Source organism: Pseudarthrobacter sp. C4D7 (genome assembly GCF_013359725.1).
Lineage (GTDB): Bacteria > Actinomycetota > Actinomycetes > Actinomycetales > Micrococcaceae > Arthrobacter.
Genome location: NZ_JABFMW010000032.1, coordinates 22258 through 44216, shown reverse-complemented (window position 1 = coordinate 44216; position 21959 = coordinate 22258). Strand labels below are relative to the sequence as shown.

10 protein-coding genes and 1 pseudogene are annotated in these 21959 nt (G+C 68.8%); all 11 read left to right on the top strand.

Translation table 11 applies throughout. From position 1 onward, the window contains the following. A partial coding sequence (locus tag HNO81_RS17395) for an Ig-like domain-containing protein (RefSeq protein ID WP_175319358.1) occupies positions 1-5057 on the top strand: 5057 nt, incomplete at its 5' end. 79 nt (positions 5058-5136) lie between these two features. Then, positions 5137-6108, top strand: coding sequence for a MoxR family ATPase (locus HNO81_RS17390; RefSeq protein WP_175319357.1), 972 nt, complete (start codon positions 5137-5139; stop codon positions 6106-6108). Positions 6109-6179: 71 nt separating this feature from the next. Continuing rightward, positions 6180-7523 (top strand): DUF58 domain-containing protein, encoded by a 1344-nt coding sequence (locus HNO81_RS17385; protein WP_175319356.1) that lies wholly within the window; start codon positions 6180-6182, stop codon positions 7521-7523. After that, positions 7520-10147, top strand: coding sequence for a transglutaminase family protein (locus HNO81_RS17380; protein ID WP_175319355.1), 2628 nt, complete (start codon positions 7520-7522; stop codon positions 10145-10147). The genes HNO81_RS17385 and HNO81_RS17380 overlap by 4 nt, the downstream gene beginning before the upstream one ends. Then, a pseudogene (locus tag HNO81_RS20495) lies at positions 10144-10224 on the top strand (zinc-ribbon domain-containing protein); the annotation flags it as partial. The gene HNO81_RS17380 and the pseudogene HNO81_RS20495, both read left to right, overlap by 4 nt. Before the next feature lie 264 nt (positions 10225-10488). Next, positions 10489-11859, top strand: coding sequence for an RDD family protein (locus HNO81_RS17375; RefSeq protein ID WP_254703552.1), 1371 nt, complete (start codon positions 10489-10491; stop codon positions 11857-11859). Next, on the top strand, positions 11856-12782 hold the full coding sequence (locus tag HNO81_RS17370; protein WP_175319353.1) for a PP2C family serine/threonine-protein phosphatase: 927 nt from the start codon (positions 11856-11858) through the stop codon (positions 12780-12782). Before HNO81_RS17375 ends, HNO81_RS17370 begins: the two co-directional genes overlap by 4 nt. Further along, positions 12779-14923 carry an FHA domain-containing protein gene (locus HNO81_RS17365; protein WP_175319352.1) on the top strand — a complete coding sequence of 715 codons (2145 nt, stop codon included), beginning with the start codon at positions 12779-12781 and terminating at the stop codon, positions 14921-14923. Before HNO81_RS17370 ends, HNO81_RS17365 begins: the two co-directional genes overlap by 4 nt. Next, a complete protein-coding gene (locus tag HNO81_RS17360) occupies positions 14920-16668 on the top strand; it encodes a serine/threonine-protein kinase (protein ID WP_175319351.1) in 1749 nt (582 codons plus the stop codon). The genes HNO81_RS17365 and HNO81_RS17360 overlap by 4 nt, the downstream gene beginning before the upstream one ends. An 84-nt stretch (positions 16669-16752) precedes the next feature. Then, positions 16753-17457: a hypothetical protein gene (locus tag HNO81_RS17355; RefSeq protein ID WP_175319350.1), complete on the top strand. Its 705-nt coding sequence runs from the start codon at positions 16753-16755 to the stop codon at positions 17455-17457. Then, positions 17454-21899: an FtsK/SpoIIIE domain-containing protein gene (locus HNO81_RS17350; RefSeq protein WP_175319349.1), complete on the top strand. Its 4446-nt coding sequence runs from the start codon at positions 17454-17456 to the stop codon at positions 21897-21899. Before HNO81_RS17355 ends, HNO81_RS17350 begins: the two co-directional genes overlap by 4 nt. The last annotated feature ends 60 nt before the right edge of the window (positions 21900-21959 follow it).

Genomic DNA, 21959 nt, shown 5'->3' with positions numbered 1-21959 from the left:
GGAATGTGTGGTTGGTGAACCAGAACATGCAGCTGGTCAACAACTGGGACGACGTTGTCCCGCCCAAGAACCAGTCCGACGACCAGGACCAGGAGTCGGCGGACAACAACACCATCAACGTGCTGCCGGACCGGACTAAACCCAACCGGCCACCGGAAACCAAGCCCGATGCCATCGGTGTCCGGCCGGGGCGGACCACCATCCTCAGCGTCCTGGACAACGACTCCGACCCCGACGGCGACGTCCTCACCGCAGCGGTGGGGGACGCCGGACCGAAATCGGGCACGCTGGAAAGCATCTACGGCGGCACTGCCTTCCAGGTCACCGTTCCCGCGGATGCCAAACCCGGTACGGAGACCTTCAACTACAGCGCCTCCGACGGCCGTGGCCTGTCCGCGACCGGACAGGTCACGTTGAGCGTGGTGGGGCCCGACGAAAACAAGCCGCCCAAGTTCAAGCGCGGCGAGGACACCACCATGCTGGTGGAACAGGGCAAGACGGTCAGCCAGAACATCCTCACCGACTGGATCGACCCTGACGGCGACGACCTGGTCCTGTTGGACGCCAAGGCCGACAACGACCAGGACCAGGTCAAGGTCCGGCGCGACGGCCTGCTCACCTTCCAGGACTCCGGCGCCACCGCCGGCAAGAAGAACGTCCAGGTCACCATCTGGGACGGCCGTGCCACCGTCACGGGCAAGGTGGTGGTCAACGTGCAGCCGCCCGGCGCCCTTGCACCTGTGGTCAACGCCGACCACGTCACCGCCGTGGTGGGCCAGGACCTGGTCATCTCGCCGCTGAAGAACGACGTCGACCCCAACGGCGGTGCCCTCCGCCTGGCCCAGGTGGAAGCCAACGGCCCGGCCGAACTGGGCCCCGTCACCGACGGCGGCACGTTCACGTTCCGCAGCACCACCCCCGGTCCGGTGTACCTGACCTACATTGCCAGCAACGGCCCGCAGAGCAGCCAGGGACTGATCCGCGTCGACGTTGAATCGGGGAACGACGGCGGCGATCCCGTCGCGGTGCACGACGTGGCCCTGATGCCGACCGGCGGGAGCGTCCTGCTGGACCCGCTGGCCAATGACTCCGACCCGTCCGGCGGTGTCCTGGTGCTGCAGTCCGTCAAACTCCCGGACAACGCGCCGGTGTCCGTCAGCGTGATCAACCACAGTGTCCTGCGGATTACCGACATCCTGGGAACCAAGGACCCCCTGCTGTTCGAATACACCATGTCCAATGGCAAGAAATCCGCCACGGGCAGTGTCTCCGTGGTTCCCGTCCCGGCCCCCGCCGTGCTGGAGGCCCCCCAGCCCAAGCCGGACGAGGTGAACGTCCGCGTCAACGATGTGGTCACCATCCCGGTCCTGGACAACGACACCCACCCCCAGGGCCAGGAACTGACCGTGGATCCCGTCCTGCCGCAGGCGGTTGATCCCGCCGACGGCAAGAGCTTCGTTTCCGAGAACACGCTCCGCTTCATCGCGGGAAGCCAGCCCAAGACCGTCCGCGCCATCTACAACGCCGTGGATCCGCAGGGCCAGAAGAGCGCGGCCGCCGTGACCATCCACATCCTTCCCCTCGAGGGCGCCGAGAACTCCCGGCCCCAGCCGCGGAACCTCACTGCCCGCGTGGTGGCGGCAGGGACGGTCCGGATCCCGGTTCCCCTGGACGGCATCGATCCCGACGGCGACTCGGTCCAGCTCACGGGCATCGACAGCAGCCCTGCCATGGGAACCGCCACGGTGGGAAGCAACTTCATCGACTTCACGGCCGCAGGCGACGGCTCCGGCACGGACACGTTCCGCTACAAGGTGGTTGACCGCCAGGGCGCCGTGAACACGGGCACCGTAACCGTCGGCATTGCCCCGCGCGCCGACATCAACCAAAAGCCCACGCCGGTGGACGACGAGGTCCGGGTCCGCCCGGGCCGCCAAATCGCCGTCGACGCCCTCGCCAACGACACCGATCCCGACGGCGACCGCATCCGGATCCTGACCGACGGCATCGAGGCGGACCCGGCACTGCAGGCCACCGTCAGCAAGAACAGCGGCCGCATCATCCTCCTGGCCCCCAACGAGGCCGGAACCGTCAACGTGCGCTACACCATCGCCGACGACCGGGATGCCACCGCCCAGGCCACCATCCGCCTGGTGGTTGACAACGAGGTGCCTCTGAAGGCGCCGATCGCCCGTGACGACAGGGTCACGTCCGCCCAGGCCATGGGCAAGACAGCTGTTGATGTTCCCGTCCTCAAGAACGACGAGGACCCGGACGGCGTTGGCGAGAACCTGAAGGTCAGCACGGACGCCGCCACGGCCCGCCCGGGCGGCAACGGCAACGTCCTGGTGGACCTCACCGAACAGCCGCAGCTCATCCCGTACACCGTGGAGGACGTGGACGGCCAGCAGTCCACCGCCATCATCTGGGTGCCCGGCCTTGGACAGCAGGTCCCCACCCTGGCCAAGGATGAGGTCATCGAAGTGGTGGCCGGACAGTCCGTCGACGTCGACCTCAAGGAATGGGTCAAGGTCCGCGAAGGACGCTCACCCCGGCTCACCCAGGCGGACCGGATCAAGCTCATCGGCGCCGACAACGGGAACCCCGTGATCGGCGAGGGCACCGGCCTGAAGTACGCGGCCAACGCGGACTACGTGGGCCCCGGCTCGTTGACGTTCGAGGTTACGGACGGGACCGGGCCGGACGATCCCGCGGGGCTCAAGTCCACCTTGAGCATCCGCACCAAGGTCCTGCCGGACCCGAACAAGAACAACCCGCCGGAACTGCTGGGCGCCAACGTGGACGTTCCCAAGGGTGATTCGGCCAGCACCGACCTTGGAAAGCTGACCTCCGATCCGGACCAGGACGACGTCGAAAAGATGAAGTACGCGGTGGTGGGCGACTCGCCGGGCGGCTTCAACGCCCGCGTCGAAGGCAGGACGCTGAAAGTTTCGGCGTCCGATTCGACGGCAACCGGAACCCGGGCCGCGGTCCAGGTCAAGGCCACGGATCCCCGCGGGCTCGAGGCCACCGCCACCTACCAGCTGGCAGTGACGGCCTCCAACCGGCCCAAGCCGGTGGCCAACGACGACGTCGAGGCCAATGCGGCCGCCGGCAAGCCGGTGACCATCAACGTGCTGGCCAACGACGCCAACCCGTTCCCCGAAACACCGCTGAAGATCATTGCCGCAAACACCGAAACGGGCAGCGGCAATGTGGGCGTCAACGGGGACTCGATCACCGTCACCCCCGCGCCCGGCTTCACCGGAACCATGGTGGTGGCCTACACGGTGGAGGACAAGACCGGGGATGCTTCCCGGCACGCCACTGCGCGCGTCAGGCTCACGGTCAAGGACGCCCCTGCGGCGCCCACTACGCCGCAGGCGCAGAGCGTGGGCGACCAGACAGCGCTGCTTACCTGGTCCGCACCGGCCGACCGGGGCTCGCCCATTACCAAGTACACGGTGTTCGGCGAGGGCGGATTCCAGCAGGAATGCCCGGCCAACACCTGCACCCTGACCGGGCTGACCAACAACACCACGTACCACTTCCAGGTCATTGCCACCAACGAGTTCGGCGACTCCGACCGGTCGCCGGCGTCCGCCGATGTCCGCCCGGACGTCAAGCCGGACACCCCGGTGGCGCCGTCGCTGAAGTTCGGCGACAAGCAGCTCACCGTCAACTGGACCGCACCGGCCAGCAAGGGTTCACCGGTGAAGTCCTACGACCTGGAAATCTCACCGGCACCGGCCGGCCAGAATGCCCAGATCCAGGGACTGACGGCGGTCAGCTACGTCTGGAAGGGCCTGCAGAACGGCGTCTCCTACAAGGTCCGGGTCCTGGCCCGGAACGACGCCAAGGACCCGTCGGAGTGGAGTCCGTACTCGGCTGCCGAAGTGCCGGCCGGGGTTCCCGCGACGCCGGCAGCCCCCAGTGTCTCGCAGGCAACACCCGTGGGTTCGCAGAGCCAGCTGCGGGTGGTCTGGACGGCGCCGAACAACAACGGTGACGCGGTGTCCGCCTACACCCTGACCACGCTTCGCGGTGGGGCTGCGATCGCCAGCCAGCAGGTGACGGGGACATCGCAGAACGTCACCGTGGACAACTCCGAAGCGAACTACACCTTCACCGTGTCCGCCACCAATAAGGCCGGGACCAGCGCCACCAGTGCACAGTCCGCGGCGATCCGGGCAGCAGGCAAGCCCGGCACCGTGAACGCCGGAACGGTCAAGGAGAACGGCACCAGCGGCCAGCTGGACGTGACGTTCACACCGTTGACGGATGCGCAGCGCAACGGGTCCACCGCGGCAGAAATTGCCTATTCCTACAACGCCGACGGCAAGACCGGGGCGATCAAAGCAGGGGGAGGGACCATCGGTGGCATGACCAACGGGCGGGACATCACGGTGACCATCATTGCCACGTCCACCAAGAACAACATGTCCGGGGACGCCAAGGCGATCGGCACCGGTAACCCGTATGGTCCTGCCAACGCCCCGAACGTGAACGGCACCACCTCGGCCAGGGGAGACGGCCAGGTGCACTGGACGTGGAACGATCCGGCAACGAACGGCAGGGCGCTCAGCTACTACGAAGTGAGCATGGACGGCGGCGGCTGGCAGAATGTTGGCAAGGCGAACAAGTTCGACGCCGGCGCCGGCGGCTGGAGCCAGAGCCATAAACTGCGGGTCCGTGCCTACACGGTTACCGCAGGCGCAGTTGGTGGTCCGGCCACGTCCACGTCCGGCCCGGACAAAGTTCCGCCGCCGCCCACGGAGTGGAACGTCACGGCAAGCCCAGTGCGAAGCTGCACGGAGCCGCGCAAGGGGACGGACAGCTACATTGCGGGCAACCCGTCGCAGTGCACCGGCGCCGGCAAGTGGCTTGATGCCGGTGCCCCGTCCACGGCGGACCGCTACCAGGTCTGGTACAAGACCTCGAACAACCCCAGCGGCATCTGGTACCACCTGAACTCGGGGATGGCCTCGGGCAACTGGCTCCGCTGCGATACGTCCAACGTGGGCTGCAACCCGCCGAACGGCATGCCGAACCGCTAGCAACCGCACCACTCCGCGCGGGTCCGGGCCTCCCGGGCCCGCACGGAATCCCGATCCATCAAAAGGAAGAATAACTTTCATGACCATGACCATGGAGCAGGCCGAATGGTTTGCCGGTACGTTCGAAAAGCTGGTTGCCAACGTGGGACAGGCGGTGCTGGGCAAGGAACACGTCATCCGGCTGACCTTCACCGCCATGCTGGCAGAAGGCCACGTCCTGTTTGAGGATGCCCCCGGCACGGGCAAGACCTCCCTGGCCCGAGCCCTCGCCGCCACCGTGCAGGGCTCCAACAACCGCATCCAGTTCACCCCTGACCTGCTGCCCTCCGACGTCACCGGTGTGACCATCTACGACCAGAAGACGCAGAAGTTCGAGTTCCACAAGGGCCCGATCTTCAACAACATCGTCCTGGCCGACGAAATCAACCGCGCCTCGCCGAAGACCCAGTCGGCGCTGCTGGAGGTCATGGAGGAATCCCGCGTGACCGTGGATGGCGTCACCTATTCCGCAGGCCGGCCCTTCATGGTGATGGCCACGCAGAACCCGATCGAGCAGGCCGGAACCTACCGCCTTCCCGAGGCGCAGCTGGACCGCTTCCTGATCAAGACCTCCATCGGCTACCCGGACCACGCGTCCACCGTCCGCCTGCTGGGCGGCAGCAACCTGAAGGACCGTTCCAAGGAACTGTCCGCCGTCATCACCACGCAGGCCGTGGCCGACATGGCGGACCTCGCCGCAACCGCCCACATCGACACCGCGGTCCTGGAGTACATTTCGCGCCTGTGCGAAGAGACCCGCAACGCCCCGGAAACACGGCTCGGCGTCTCTGTCCGCGGCGCCCTGGCCATGGTGCGGGCCGCCAAGGTCTGGGCCGCCTCGCAGGGCCGGAACTTCGTCCTGCCGGACGACATCAAGGAACTGGCCTCTGTGGTGTGGACCCACCGGTTCGTGATGGACCCCGAAGCGGAGTTCTCCGGTGCCACCGCTGAGGCTGTGCTGACCCGGATCCTGGCAGACGTCGCCGCTCCCCAGCAGCGCACCAACGCCTGATCCGCCCGGCTGCGGCCCGGCGCGGCAGCCAACACCACTTCATTCCAGCGCAACAACGAAGGCACATCCCTATGTCCGACGGCACGTCCAGCGGCACCCCGTTGACCCGGTTCGCGGAGCGGTTCCAGCAGCTCTTCCACCGGAACGGCCGCCCCACCCGGCTGCACCCCGCAGCGGTATGGTCCGAAGCAAGCAGCACCGCCCGCCAGGCCCTGACGCCCGGCTGGCGAACCGTCCGCGACACTTGGCTGAAGTATGCCTGGCCGGTACTTTCCGTGGTCAGCATCCTGGGCTGGTCCGTCCTGGCCGCTGCCATCCTGCTCTGGATCACGGGCCAGGCGTTTGGCTGGCAGGAAGCCACCGCAGCGTCCATCGCCGCCTTTGCCATGTTCGTGATCGCGGTGGCCTTCATCCTGGGCCGGTCCTCGTACGGGGTGGTCCTGGACCTGGCCCGCACGCGGGTGGCGGTGGGGGACAGCGCCGTCGGCAGCATTGCCGTCTCCAATACCTCCGCCCGTCCGCTCCTGCCGGCCTCGCTGGAACTGCCCGTGGGCAGCACCACCGCCGTCTTCCACCTGCCCCGGATGAAGCCCGGCCAAATCCATGAAGACCTGTTCACCATCCCCACGGCCCGGCGCGCCGTCATCGTGGTGGGACCCGTCCGCTCCGTGCGGGCAGACCCGCTGCACCTGCTGCGCCGCCAGGTCCTCTGGACCGAACCGGAGGACCTCTTCGTCCACCCGCGCACGGTGGCCCTCGCCGGCTCGGCCGCAGGTTTCATCCGTGACCTTGAAGGCATGCCCACCACGGACCTTTCCAGCGCCGACGTCTCCTTCCACGCGCTGCGGGATTACGTGCCGGGCGATGACCGCAGGCACATCCACTGGAAGACGACGGCGCGCACCAACAAGCTGATGGTGCGCCAGTTCGAGGAAACCCGCCGCGCCCACCTGGCCATTTCGCTGTCCATCAACACCGATGAATACGCCTCGGAAACCGAATTTGAAATGGCCATCTCCGTGGCGGCCTCGATTGGGCGGCAGGCCATCCGTGAACAGCGTGAACTCGACGTGCTGACCCAGAAGGGCCCGCTGCGGTGCGAAACCGGCCGCAACCTCCTTGATGACATGACCCGGATCGTGGGCACCCCGATGCGCCGCACCGCCGTCGACCTCGCCCGGACCCTTGCCGACACCGTCCCCAACGCCTCCGTGGTCTTCTTCGTGGTGGGCAGCAACGTGACCGCAACCCAGCTCCGCTCCGCAGCCGCCTCCGTGCCGCCCGGCGTGCGCAGCCTGGCCGTCAGGGTGGAAGCCGGCGCCGCGCCCACCCGGGCCAACATCGCAGACCTGACCGTCCTGACACTCGGCGACCTGGCCGACCTTGCCATCGTGCTGAGAAAGGCGGCCGCATGAGCACCGCACCGGGCCGTTCCCAACGAACACCGATTCCCCAGACCCGTACCCGCCGCAAGGCCGCCGGCCAGGAGTCGGCGTTCGCCGACGGCCAGCCGCTGTGGCACTTCCTGCTCGACGCCGGGGCCCTGGTGGTCCTCCTCGGCCTGGGGCTGCTTGGCTTCGGCCTGAGCTACGGCGGGGATCCCTACTACCTGCTGTCCGGTTTCGGCGGCATCATCCTGGGCTTGGCCATCGGCGCGGCGAATGCACACCTGCGCCTGGGCCTGCTGATCACCACCGCCCTGGCCCTTGCCGCCTACCTGGTCCTCGGTACCTGGCTGGCGGTGCCTGACGCCGCCGTCGCCGGCTTTGTGCCCACCCTGGATTCACTGCGGACGCTGCTCCTTGGCGTGGTCTTCGCCTGGAAGGACATGCTCACCGTGGGCGTGCCCGTGGGGACCGCCGGCGGGGTGCTGATCGTCCCCTTCCTCAGCTCACTGATCACCGGGCTCGTGGCCGCGCTGCTGACCTGGCGCACCAAGAGCCCCTACCTCCCGCTGCTGCCGGTGCTGGTCCTTTTCGTCACCGGCATCGCCTTCAGCACCAACGCGGCGTTCCTCACCCTTGAACGCGGCATCGGCCTGACCGTGCTGGGCATCGCCTGGGCAACGTTCCGCCGGGACGCCCTGCGGCGCAACAACAGCCGCCGGGTGTCCGTCAACAACCCGCAGTCGGACTCCAGCGCCACCCAGCGGGCCCGGATCCGCCGGCTGGGCATGGCGGCGGGTGTCATTGCCGTCAGCGTCGGCGTCACCGCTGTGGCAGCACCGCTGGTCAGCGCCGGCGAGGACCGGAAAGTCCTCCGGAACGTTGTAGTGCCGCCGTTCGATCCCAAAGACTACATCACCCCGCTGGCGAGCTTCCGGTCGTACGTGAAGGACCAGAAGGACGACACCCTGTTCGTGGTCAAGGGCCTTCCGCGGGACGGCAGGGTCCGGCTGGGCGCCCTGGATGCGTTCAACGGGACCAACTACAACATGGACCCCAACGGCTCCGGCAACTTCAGCAAGGTGGGCGATGCCAAATCCATCAACACCCTTGCCGACTCGTCCGGCGTAGTGCCCACCAACGACTACTCCATCAGCATCAACATCGAGGACTACCAGGGCTATTTTGTTCCCGGTGGCCGGAAGACCACTGGCATCAGCTTTGACCAGCCCGGCTCCGCCGCCGCATCGGGCCTATACTTCAACCCCGGCTCAGACACAGCGGTAACCACCAACGGGCTCTCCCGCGGCGACTCCTACAGCGTCCAGGTCTCCGACCCCGTCAAACTGGAGCATGGGCAGTTGACGCAGTACGACTTCGCCAAGGTTTCACTCCCGGACGCGTTGGAGGTCCCCCCGGTGGTGGGATCCCAGGCCAACGACCTCTCCGCCGATGCGCCCACCGCGATCGACCGGGTGCGCCAGATCGAAGCCCACTTCCAGAAAACCGGGGCGTTCAGCAACGGCCTGGTCAGTGAAGGCCAGCTGCCCAGTGTTTCCGGCCACGGCGCCGCCCGCATCCGCAGCCTGCTGACGGCCAAGCAGATGCTTGGCGACGATGAGCAGTACGCGGTGGCCATGTCCCTGATGCTCCGGCACCTGGGCATTCCCTCCCGCGTGGTGATGGGTTTCTACCCCGAGCCCACCAGCCCGGAGAACGGCGCCGGCGAGGTAAAGATCACCGGCAAGGACGTGCACGCCTGGGTTGAGGTGGCATTCGAACGGGTGGGCTGGGTCAGCTTCGATCCCACGCCGCCCAAGGACAACATCCCCATCCCGCCGGACCCCGAAAGCAAGTCCAAGCCCAAGCCGCAGGTGCTGCAGCCGCCGCCCCCGCCGCAGGAGCCTGCAGACCTGCCGCCGGATTCCTCGCCGGACGCACTGGACGCCGACCAGAAGAAGAACAACCCGTGGCTGTTCTGGGGCGCCCTCCTGGGCGCACTGGGCGTCGTGGCCATCCCGCTGGTGATCCTGGCGCTTCCGCTGTTGCTGATCGCCCTGTTGAAGACCCGACGCCGGAAGTCGCGTTTCCGCGACGGACACCCCGCCCAGCGCGTGGGCGGAGGCTGGAACGAGGTGGTGAGCCTCGCGACAGACCTGGGCGCCGCCGTCGACACCCGCTCGACACGGCGGGAGAGCGCTGCCGTGCTGGCCGAAGCGTTCCCGGCCGCCCAAGGAACCACCACCATGCTGGCCCGCCGGGCGGACGCCTCCATCTTCGGAGCGGGGGAGCCCACCGAGGAGGAAGTCCGCGAGTACTGGACCATCGTTGATGGGTCGCTCAAGGAGATGACCTCCGACATGGGCTTCTGGCGGCGGCAGCAGGCACGGTTCTCGCCGAGGTCGCTGCTGGCCGATGCCCGGACCGCAATGAACTCCGGCCGCGGCCTCCGGCTGCCCGGTGGCCGCATGGCGCTGCCGGCGGTAGGCGGGATCCTCGCCGCACGCCGTCGCCGTGGTGGCGGAGGCGCCGCTTCCGGGGACCACACGGGCACCCCCGACGCACCTGCTGCGCCCCGGCCGGAGACCCGGCCCCGGGATACGCCCGGGACGGACCGGCAGGAACCGGACCATCAAGGACCGGACCAGCAGTGACGCCCGACGCCGAACGCTGCCCGCGCTGCCACCAGCAGATCCGCACGGGGGCCACTTTTTGCCCTGCCTGTGGCGCGCCGCTGCCCAACCGGGCGGCGCGCCGCACCCGCACCTCCAGCCCGGGGGATGACCACGGCAGGAGTGGCCCGGGGGAGGCGCGTCCCGCGCACGCGCCCGGGATTCCCGGTACTATCCCGGTAGTAGAAAGGCCCCCGGCAGGTCAGCCGGCGGGCACCGAATTCACGGGCACCGCGCGCAGGAGTACCCTCCACGCGGGCACCGGGCCGGGTACGACCGGCGGTTCCACCACGGTGGAAACCGCTCCAGGGGGAGGAACGGGAATGGCAGTGAACCTTCAGCTTGTTCCGGCTGCGGCGGGCAAGCGGCTTGGCGCTGCCGTCATCGACTGGCTGCCGGGGGTGGCGGTGCTGGTGGTGACGTTCGCCATCGGATTTGCCGGGATCACCCGGACCAGGAACGGTGGCTTCATTGTGTACGACACCTCCTCCCTGGTGCTGTTCGGCGGGATCGGCCTCGGCCTGACCCTTGCCTACCTGTTCGTCGTCCTGAGCCTGGAGGCCCGCAGCGGCAAGACTCCCGGCAACCTGGCCATGGGCATCCGCAGCGCTGACCAGGACGGCTACGCCCCCGGCGCCGGAGCCGTCTTCCTGCGCGGCCTCATCACCGGAGCAGGCATCCTGCTGGCCCTGCTGGCGGCCGTCCTGGTGGTGATGTTCAAGTGGTTCGACGCCGCCCTGTTCATTCTTGGACCGCTCCTCTTGCTGGGTGCCATTTGGGCTGTGCTGGTGGTGGTTTCCAGCCGCTGGGACAAGGACGGCGGCCTGCGGGGCTGGAATGACACCGCCGCCAAGACCCTGGTGTTCGACGTCAAGGCAGGCCGGGACCCCATCACCACCGGCGGCATCCAGGGTCCCTACAGTTTCGCGCCCCTGGACCTCCCGCCCGTGCAGCAGGTGCTCTCACCGGTGGCGGGCGCCCGGGCGCCCGAGGCCCCGGCGCAGCCCACCCCCGTGCAGCCGACCCCGGTGCAGCAAACCCCGGTGCCCCAGGCCCCGCAGGCCCCGTCGTTTGCAGCCCCGGCGCCCCAGGCGAGTGCCGCCCAGGCCAACGCAGCGCACTCCAACGCAGCGCAGGCACCCGCACCCCAGGTTCCCGCACCCAACTTCTCCACACCGCAGGTGCCGGCCCCGTCGGCCACCATGCCGTCCCAGAGCATGCCTTACACCTCGCCGGCATCCTTCGCGCCCCCCGCAGCCGTTTCCCCGGGGGCCCCCGTGGGCCACCGGGTGCCTCCGCAGCACGTGGACGACGACGTCGAACGCACCCAGGTGCGCCCCGGCACCGGCGGACCTGCCCAGGTGGCCGTTCTCCGCATCCGGCTCGATGACGGCCGCGACTTCCAGCTGGACCGCAGCGTCCTGGTGGGCCGCAATCCCGTGGGCCAATCAGGCGAACAGCACGCCCAGCTCCTGGCCGTGGACGACCCCGGACGCTCCATCTCCAAAACGCACCTGCACCTGCTCACCGACGGCGCGGGCATCTGGGTGACGGACCGGCAGTCAACCAACGGAAGCGCCGTCACCACCCCGGACGGCCTGCGCACCCCCCTGGTGCCGGGCGTCCCCACGTTTGTTACCCCGGGCTCCAGCGTGCACTTTGGAGACCGTACCTTTTACCTAGGACAGGCATGAACCAGCACCCCGCCAGTGTTTCCCCCACCATCCAGCCGGGGCCGGGCCTCAGCCTCACCTGCGGCTATGGGACGGACCGGGGACTCCGCCGGGAGCTGAACGAGGATTCCTACATCGCCGCGGACCCCATCTTCGCCGTGGCTGACGGCATGGGCGGGCACGAGGCCGGCGAGATTGCCAGCGGCCTGTGCGTCCGTGCCCTGGCCGAAATGCCTCAGGTCACCACGGGGGAGCGGAACATCACGGCCTCCCTGCTCCAGCAGTACCTGGTCCGTGCCGACTCCTCCATCCGCGAAGCCACGAACGCCCGCGCAGGCACCACCCTTACCGGCGCCGTGGTGGTGGAACAGATGGGCGTGCCGTACTGGCTGGTCATGAACATCGGCGATTCCCGCACTTACCGGCTCAGCCAGGGACGGCTGGAGCGGATCAGCGTGGACCATTCCGAGGTCCAGGAGCTGGTGGACGCCGGCGAGATCACCGCCCAGGAAGCCACTGTCCACCCACGGCGGCACGTGGTGACCCGGGCCCTCGGCACCGGGGATGAGACGGAGGCGGACTTCTGGCTCCTCCCCGTGGAGGAAGGCGACCGGGTGCTGGTCTGCTCGGATGGGCTCACGGGCGAGTTGTCGGACGACGACATCCTCGCGATCCTCAGCACCGTGGCCGGGCCCCAGGACGCGGTGGACGCCCTGATCCAGGCAGCCCTGCGCAGCGGCGGACGGGACAACGTCACCGCCATCGTGGTGGACGCCAGGAACGTAGCGAACGACGACGGCGCCGGCACCACCGCGCCCCGCCACGTCCCGGCAGACGGGGACGAAGTGACGCTGCCGCGGCCGGCTGCCTCCGAGGCCGTCACGCAGCCTTTGCCGGCACCCGTCGAGGACGCGGCCAACCAGGACGGAGAGCCCGGACGATGACCGGTGCCAGCTACATTCCCGGTACCTGGCTGGGCATCGTCCGGTCCGGGACCGCGGTCCTTTTGGGCCCTGATGCGCCGGCCGGACTGGCAGGTGCCCTCTGGGAGCTCCTGGCTTCCCGGCCGGAGCCGCACGAGGTCCTGGCCGCCGTGACCAGCAGCTCCGGCGGGTCACTGACCCGGATCCCTTCCTTCGGCATCCTCGACTTCAACGGGTCTCTGCGGGTCTTCCTGCGCGGTGACCTTGACCTCAACGTGGAGCAGCCCGGCGGGCCCGTGGATATTGACGGCCGCGACGTCACCACCTGGAACGAGCGCAGGTTCATCGTGCCGGGCACGTGCAGGCTGGAAGTCTCCGGCGGTGCCGCAGGTGCACCGGCACAGGGTGCGGAAAGCCCCGGCCGGCCACTGGGTGAACCGGCGGCGCCCGGCCAGCCGGCGCCTGAACTTCCGCTCGGGGAAGGCGTGGTCCTGCTCCAGTCGCTGACCCTGTCAGCCCCGGCCGGTCCCGCCGCCGTCGAAGGTCCTGCCGCCAAGGATCTCGGGGAGGCCACCGGGACGGCAACCGGCGTTGACGGCCCGTTCACGGTCAGTGCGTCCGGCCAGGTTGACGGTCCCGCCGACATCGACCAGGCCCTTGCCTACGAGGAAGTGCCACCAGGTGCCGGTGAACCCGAGCCCGAACCCGCGCTCACGCCCGAACCAGCGCTTACACCCGAACCAGGGCCCGAGCCCGGACTCACCCTCGAATCCGACCCCGTGGCCACAGCCGGATCAGCCCCTGAAACGGCTCCCGCCGTGCACCACCTGGATCCGGAAGCCACCATAGCCCCGGGCGCCATCATTGACGCCGACGGAGAGCTTGTCCACCACACTGGCGCCGACGACCCGGATACCGATGACCCGAACGTGGAAGAGCCAGGCAGCGAAGACCCGGACACGGAAGACCCGGACAGCGCCGGAGACCCCAGAACGGAGCAGCCCGGTCCGGGGGCGGCCGGGATTGAACCAGCAGCTGGGCCATCCGCTTCCGCTGAAGACCCTGGCGAGGCGGCCCCTGCCGTAGAGATGACCACGTCCTACGACCACCTGTGGGACCGCACCGTGATGCGGAACATCGAAGACGCTGCCGTCAGGGAGGATCCCGACGCCGACTCCGGGCATGTGATGCCGCAGCAACAGCAGGCCCTGCCCGCTGCCGAACCGCTGCCTGCCCTCGGGACGGCAGACGACGTGGCACCGGAAAGCTCCTCCGCCGGAACCGGAGCAGCGGACGCCGAAGCATCCTTCTCCGGCCCCGCAGCTGCCGGCACAGACAACCCGGCGGGCCCCGGGGCAGGCCCGGATGACGCCGCTTCCGGCCCGGCCCGTCCTGCGTCTGCCGGAGTCCTCATCGACTCGGTACCCTGGCGCACCGGGGGCGCAGCAGCCGCTACGCCGGCGGCACCCGCCGGCGTCGACCGCCCCGCACCGGCCCAGCACGCTGCACCGGCACGGGAACCTGCCCCGTTCCAGATACCGGGGCCTGCCGGTAATCCGCCGCAGGGCCGGGAATCCGGGGACGGCTTCGATCCCGACCATGACGGCCAGACGGTGATGAAGAGCAGCCTCGCAGGAGCTGCCGGTCCGGAGGGAAGCGCACCTGCCACCCCGCAGGACGCCACCCCGCAGGACGCCGGCAGCGGCCCCCTGGTTCTGGCCCGCGTCTGCGCGCAGGGCCACGCCAACCCGCCAACCCGTGCCCAGTGCAGCGCCTGTGGAGCCGCACTCCTGCCGGACGCGGTGCAGGTGGCCCGGCCCCGGCTGGGGCGGATGCGGTTGTCCACCGGTGACCTGCTGGATCTCGACCAGTCCATGGTGATCGGCCGGCAGCCGTCCGTGTCCCGGGTCCAGGGCGGTGTGATGCCGCGGCTGGTGCAGGTGGCAAGCCCGGGCGGCGACATTTCCCGCTCCCACGTGGAGGTCCGGCTGGAGGGATGGCACGTGATGCTCTGCGACCTCAAAGCCACCAACGGCACGGTGCTGGTCCGTGAAGGCCAACCGCCGCGCCGCCTGGCCCAGAACGAGATGGCCATCCTGCTCGACGGCGACATCGCTGAACTGGGCGACAACATCTCACTGCGTTTTGAGGAGATTCCTTGAGTTCCAAACGGCCCGTTGCGCCGCCGCCCCGCATCCCGGGGTTCACCTACATCAGCCTGCTCGGCTCGGGCGGCTTCTCCGACGTCTACCTGTACGAACAGGACAGGCCGCGCCGGAAGGTCGCCGTCAAGGTGCTGCTCTCGGACCTGAAGACCGAGGGTGCCCGCCGGCGGTTCGAGTCCGAGGCCAACCTCATGGCCCAGCTGTCTTCGCACCCCTACATCGTCACCATTTTCGAAGCGGAAGTAACCGGCGACGGGCACTCCTACCTGGCCATGGAGTACTGCTCCCGGCCCAGCCTGGACGTGCGGTACCGGCGGCAGCGCTTCAGCGTGGACGAGGTCCTGGCCGTAGGCATCCAGGTGGCCTCCGCCGTCGAAACGGCACACCGCGCCGGCATCGCCCACCGCGACATCAAGCCAGCCAACATCCTGGTGACGGACTACAACCGTCCCGCGCTGACCGACTTCGGCATCTCCGGCACCCTCGCCGGGGACTCCGACGACGACTCCGGCATGTCCATTCCCTGGTCCCCGCCGGAGCAGTTCCGGGACGGCAGTGTTGACGGCGTCATGGTGGATGTGTGGGCCCTTGGTGCCACGCTGTACACCCTGCTGGCCGGCCGCTCGCCCTTCGTCCTGCCCGGGGCGGACAACTCGCAGCGCGAACTGATCAACCGGATCAGCAACACGCCGCTGCCGCGGCTGGGCCGCCCCGATGTGCCGGAGTCGCTGGAACTCGCCCTGAGCACCGCCATGGCCAAGTCGCCCCAGTCCCGGTATTCCTCCGCCCACGCCTTCGCCCTGGCCCTGCAGCGCATCCAGGCCGAACTCAACCTCTCCGTCACGCCGTTCGAGGTCCTGGAGGAACCCCAGCAGGAGGAGAACCACCCGGACGACGGCACCGAGGAAACCCGCGTCCGCAGCATTGCCGCCATCGATCCCGAACGCACCGGCAGCGCCCCCACCTTTCCGGCACGCACCCGCCCCAACGCACCCGGCGCCGGAACCGACGCCACGGCGCGCAGGGGTGGCGCCGCCCCGCCGTCGGCCTTCACTCCCGCCCCCTGGCGGGCCGCCCCGGCCGTGCCGTCCATCCCTGCCGGCCCCGCCGGCACAGGCACGCAGGAAGCAGACGCGGCCGACGCCGGCGGGCAGGGGGAGTGGGCCCAGTCCACCGTCCTGCGCGGCAGCCCCGGCCCGGCGAACTACGGTGCCCCGGTCACCGACGCCGGCCAGGACACTTACTCGGCCGATGCCACGGTCCAGCGGTCCGTCCGGACGGACGAACCGCAGCCGGCACCGGAAGCGGACCACGGCAAACGGAACCTGTGGCTGGCCATCTCCGGCGGCACCCTGCTGGCCCTGGCGGCCGTCGTCGGAATCGTGGTGGCCAACGCTTCGCCCGGTACCCCCAAGGTGGTGGAAACCCAGCAGGCCAGCAAGCCGCCCGCTGACGCACTGGATAACGGCACCGTGCCGGATGTGGAGGGCCTGGGCGGCTCCATCGACATCAACGGTGAGGCCTCGTTCCACTGGAACAATCCGGATCCCAAGCCGGGCGACACCTACAAATGGCGGGTCTATTCCATTGGGGGCGGGGGAGAGTACCAATCCATCCAGCAGGCGCCTGTCCGGCTGCGTCCCAACCCCACCGGCCAGACCTGCATCCAGGTGATGATCGTCCGCGCGGATGGCGCATTTTCGCCGCTGGGATCCGATTCCATCGCGTGCGCCGCCCAATAACCACGATGCCGGTCCAGCAAAGGCATCAGTTCAGCATCAGCACTCCGGTCACCGGAACAGTTCTGCCTTGAGGAGGCACAGATCATGGGGGATCTAGCTATAGATTTCTGTGGCGAATGGTACGAGCCATCGGATGAAGACATCTTCAACATCGGCCGCGAAGGCGACCTTGAAGTGGATGACAACCCGTACCTGCACCGGCAGTTTTTGCAGGTGGCCCGCTACGACGGCATCTGGTGGCTCAGCAACGTGGGCAGCATGCTCTCCGCCACCGTGGCTGACGCGTCCGGCGGCATGCAGGCCTGGCTGTCGCCCGGTGCCCGGATTCCGCTGGTGTTCAGCCATACCAACGTCATCTTCACGGCCGGGCCCACCACCTACGAGTTCGCCGTGCACCTGAAGACGCCGTCCTTCCGCCAGGAAGCCCGGGAGGACGCCAGCAGCGGCGACACCACCATCGGCCCCGTAGTCTTCACCGACGCGCAGAAAGCGCTGATCGTGGCGCTCGCCGAGCCGGTGCTCCGGCGCGAAGGCACCGGGTTCAGCACCATCCCGTCCTCGGCGGCCGCCGCCAAGACCCTGGGCTGGGCGCTGACCCGTTTCAACCGCAAACTGGACAACGTCTGCGACAAGCTGGACCGCGTTGGCGTGGTCGGACTGCGAGGGGGCGGCGGGAAACTCGCCACCAACCGCCGCGCGCGGCTGGTGGAACACGCCGTCACCACCCACCTGGTGACGTCCGAAGACCTGTACCTGCTCGAAAAGATGAGGGGCGTGGACGAAGGATGAGGATCCGGCTGACACTCCGCCGCGAACCGGCCGACGCCAAGGACCTGGCTGTCACGGTGGACGGCATGGCCACCGTGGCCGATATTGCCACCGTGCTCTGGGCGGCGGACCCCGAACGGAAGGGCACTCCGGCCCCGGACAACCTGTCGCTGCGCATCGACGAAGCGTTCGTGGGCGCCGGCATGACCGGCAACGTCCTGGCCCGTGAAGACAACCTCCTCGAATCGGGCCTGCGCCCGGGCTCCGTGGTGTCCCTGGCCCAGGTGAGCGGGCAGTTCCACGAACCCGGTGCCAGCCGCGGACCCGCAGCGGCCACATTGCGCGTGCTGTCCGGGCCCGACGTCGGACGCGAATTTTCGCTGCCCGTCGGCACCAGCTACATCGGCAGGGACCGGGACGTGGACATCCGCCTCACGGATCCGCTCACCTCCAAGCGGCACGCCCGGATCACGGTGGGCGACAGCATCGAGATCGTGGACACCAACTCCGCCAACGGCCTCCTCATGGACGGGCTGCCGGTCACCCGCGCCACCCTGAACTCCTCCGACACGGTGACCCTGGGGGACACCACCGTCACCGTGGTGCCGCTGGGGCACAACCACGCGGCAGCGCCTACGTCGCCCCTGGTGGACTTCAACCGCTCCCCCCGGGTGGTGCCCCGCTTCGACGTGCCCAAGCGCGTCCTGCCTGCCGGGCCCAAGCGGCCCGAGGAGCAGCCGTTCCCGTACATCATGCTGGTGGCACCCCTGATGATGGGCGCGGTCATCTTCGCGGTGACCCGGAACGCGCTCTCTATGGTGTTCATGCTGATGATGCCCCTGTTCATCGTGGGCCATTACGTGGACACCAGGATGCGGACCCGGAAGCAGCAGAAGGAGCAGCTCAAGCAGTTCCGTGCCTCCATGGCCGCCTTCCGGCAGGACCTCACCGAACTGCAGCAGGTGGAACGCGCCGTCCGGCTCCAGGAAGCGCCGTCCGTCAGCGACACCGTGGATGCCATCTACAAGCTGGGGCCGCTGCTGTGGACGCACCGCCCCGAGCACTCCTCCTTCCTGGGCCTGCGGTTCGGGCTGGGCACCTCGCCGTCCCGCATACCCCTGGAAGAGCCGTCCAACAACGACACCGAGGTCCAGTACGCCCGCGAGATCCAGGACTGCATTAAGCAGTTCAGCGAGATTGAAGGCGTCCCCGTGGTCTCCCAGCTGCGCACGTCCGGGGCGCTGGGCATTGCCGGCGCCCGCGGCCTGGTGGACGATGTTGCCCGCGCCATGGTGCTGCAGCTGGTGGGCCTGCACTCCCCGGCCGAGGTGGTCCTGACCGCCATCACGTCCGCCCAGTCCCGCGAACGGTGGAACTGGCTCCAGTGGCTGCCTCACGTGGGCTCCGGCCACAGCCCGCTGGGCGGTGACCACCTCGCCGCCGGTTCCGCGGGCGGTTCCTCCCTGCTGGCCCGGCTCGAGGACCTGGTGGATGCCCGGGAAGCAGCGGCCAAGCGGTCCGGCCCTGACCTGCGGCCCGGCATCGATCCGGTCAAGCACGAGCTGGAAGAGCCTGTCCTCCCATCCGTGCTGGTCATCGTGGAGGATGACGCTCCAGTGGACCGCGGCCGCCTCACCCGGCTGGCCGAACGCGGTCCCGACCTCGGTGTCCACGTCCTGTGGGTGGCCACCGACATCCAGGCCCTCCCGGCTGCCTGCCGCGACTTCATGGTGGTGGACGGGGACCACGGCACCACCACGGGCCAGGTGCGCCTGGGCCGCCACACCTACCCTGTCAGCTGCGAAAGCGTGGACGCCGAACTCGCGGCCCAGCTCGCCCGCATGCTGGCCCCCGTTGTCGATGTGGGCAAGCCCGTCAACGACGATTCCGACCTGCCCCGCGCGGTGTCCTATGCCACCCTGATCGGCAAGGACTTCCTGGACAACCCCCAGGCCGTGGCCGAGCGCTGGACGGAAAACAACTCCGTGCGCGCCACCGCGGTGGCCAACCGCAAGGACAACGGCACGCTCCGGGCGCTGGTGGGGTCCAAGGGCATTGAACCGCTGTACCTGGACCTCAAGAACGAGGGCCCGCACGCGCTGGTGGGCGGCACCACCGGCGCCGGCAAGTCCGAGTTCCTGCAGTCCTGGGTCATGGGCATGGCCGCCGCCTACAGCCCGGACCGGGTCAGCTTCCTGTTCGTGGACTACAAGGGCGGCGCCGCGTTCGCGGACTGCATTAACCTGCCGCACACCGTGGGCCTGGTAACGGACCTGTCCCCGCACCTGGTGCGCCGGGCCCTGACATCGCTGCGTGCGGAGCTGCATTACCGTGAGCAGCTGCTGAACCGGAAGAAGGCCAAGGACCTGCTGGCCCTGCAGCGCGAGGCAGACCCGGAAGCCCCGCCCTACCTGATCATCATCGTGGACGAGTTCGCCGCCCTGGCCAACGATGTTCCCGAGTTCGTGGACGGCGTGGTGGACGTGGCCGCCCGTGGCCGCTCCCTGGGCCTGCACCTCATTCTGGCCACCCAGCGGCCGGCCGGCGTCATCAAGGACAACCTCCGCGCCAACACCAACCTCCGGGTTGCGTTGCGCATGGCCGATGAGGACGACGCCACGGACATCCTGGGCGTCCCGGACGCCGCCTACTTCGATCCCGCCATTCCCGGCCGCGGCGCCGCCAAGACCGGACCCGGCCGCATCCAGGGGTTCCAGACCGGCTACGCCGGCGGCTGGACCACGGACAAGCCACAGCGGCCCCAGATCGACGTCGTGGAAATGGCGTTCGGCTCGGGTCCCAGCTGGGAAGCGCCCGCGCCTGACAAGCCTGTGGCCCAGGAACCGGCCGGACCCAACGACATCGCCCGGATGACCTCCACCATCGTGCACGCAGCGGACACCCTCGCCATTGCGCCCCCGCGCAAGCCGTGGCTGGACGAACTGGCCAAGACCTACGACTTCTCCAAGCTGCCCAACCCCCGCACCGACGAACAGCTCCTGCTGGGCGTCGCGGATGATCCCGTGCACCAGGACCAGCCCACCGTGTTCTACGAACCGGACCGGGACGGCAACATGGCCATCTACGGAACGGGCGGTTCCGGCAAGTCCGCGGCCCTGCGCGGCATCGCCATTGCCGCCGCAGTCACCCCGCGTGGTGGCCCGGTGCACGTGTACGGCATCGACTGCGGCTCCTCGGGGCTGCGGATGCTGGAGGAGCTTCCGCACGTGGGCGAGATCATCAACGGCGACGACGTCGAACGGGTGGGGCGGCTGCTGCGCCTCCTGCGGGACATCGCCGAGCTGCGGTCCGCGCAGTTCGCCGAAGTGCGCGCGTCCACCATCGTGGAGTACCGGAAGCTGGCCAACCGGCCCGACGAAAAACGGATCTTCGTGCTGGTGGATGGCATGTCCGCATTCCGGGAGGCCTACGAACACAGCAAGCTTTCCGGACTATGGGACATTTTCCTGCAGCTGGCCACCGACGGCCGGACCCTCGGCATCCACCTGGTGGTCACGGGGGACCGGCCCAACGCCGTCCCGGCGTCGCTGCTCGCCTCCATCCAGCGACGGCTGGTGCTGCGGCTCTCCAACGAGGACGACTACATCTCGATGGACGTGCCCCGGGATGTCCTCACCGCCAACTCACCTCCCGGCCGCGGGCTGCTGGATGGACTTGAGGTGCAGCTCGCCGTCCTGGGCGGAAACTCCAACCTGGCCCTGCAGGCCCGCGAAGTCCACAAACTCAGCGAGGCCATGCTGCGCCAGGGGCTGGACACCGCGCCGGGCATCGAACGCCTGCCGGAACAGGTGGACCTGGACGTCCTGCCCGCCGGCAGCCAGGACCTGCCGGTGATCGGCGTGGACGACGAGTCCCTGCAGCCCGCGGAAATCATGGCCCGCGGCCCGCTGCTTCTGGCCGGCCCTCCGGGTGCCGGACGCACTGTGGCACTGGTGACCCTGGCCTACGCACTGCGCCGGTCCAACCCGGCCACGGAGCTGGTCTACATTGGATCGCGCCGGTCCGCCGTCGCGTCCCTTCCGCTCTGGAACCGCTCGGTGGTGGGCCCTGACGACCTCGCCGAGATGGTGGAAGACCTGGTGGAGCATTCCACCGGCAACCCCGGAGCGGTGGCCTTCTTCATCGAGGGACTGACCGAATTCACCGATACCATCGCCGAATCCGGCATGGCCCAGCTGGTGACGGCGTCCCTGAAGGCGGACCAGTGGGTGGTGGGCGAGTCCGAGTCCTCCACCTGGTCCAGTGCTTGGCAGCTTGCCCAGCCCTTCAAATCAGGGCGCCGTGGCCTGCTGCTGAACCCCGGCGACATCGAAGGCGACAGCCTGCTCAACACCTCGCTGGGCCGGGTGAGCCCGGACTTCATCCCGGGCCGCGGTTACGTGGTGGGACGCGGCAAGGCACGGAAGATCCAGGTGGCGCTGCCGCCCGAAAACCGGGACTGAACAGGGAACATGATGGCGGGGCCGCTGCTGCGGCGGATTTGCGGCCCCGCCGGACGCTGT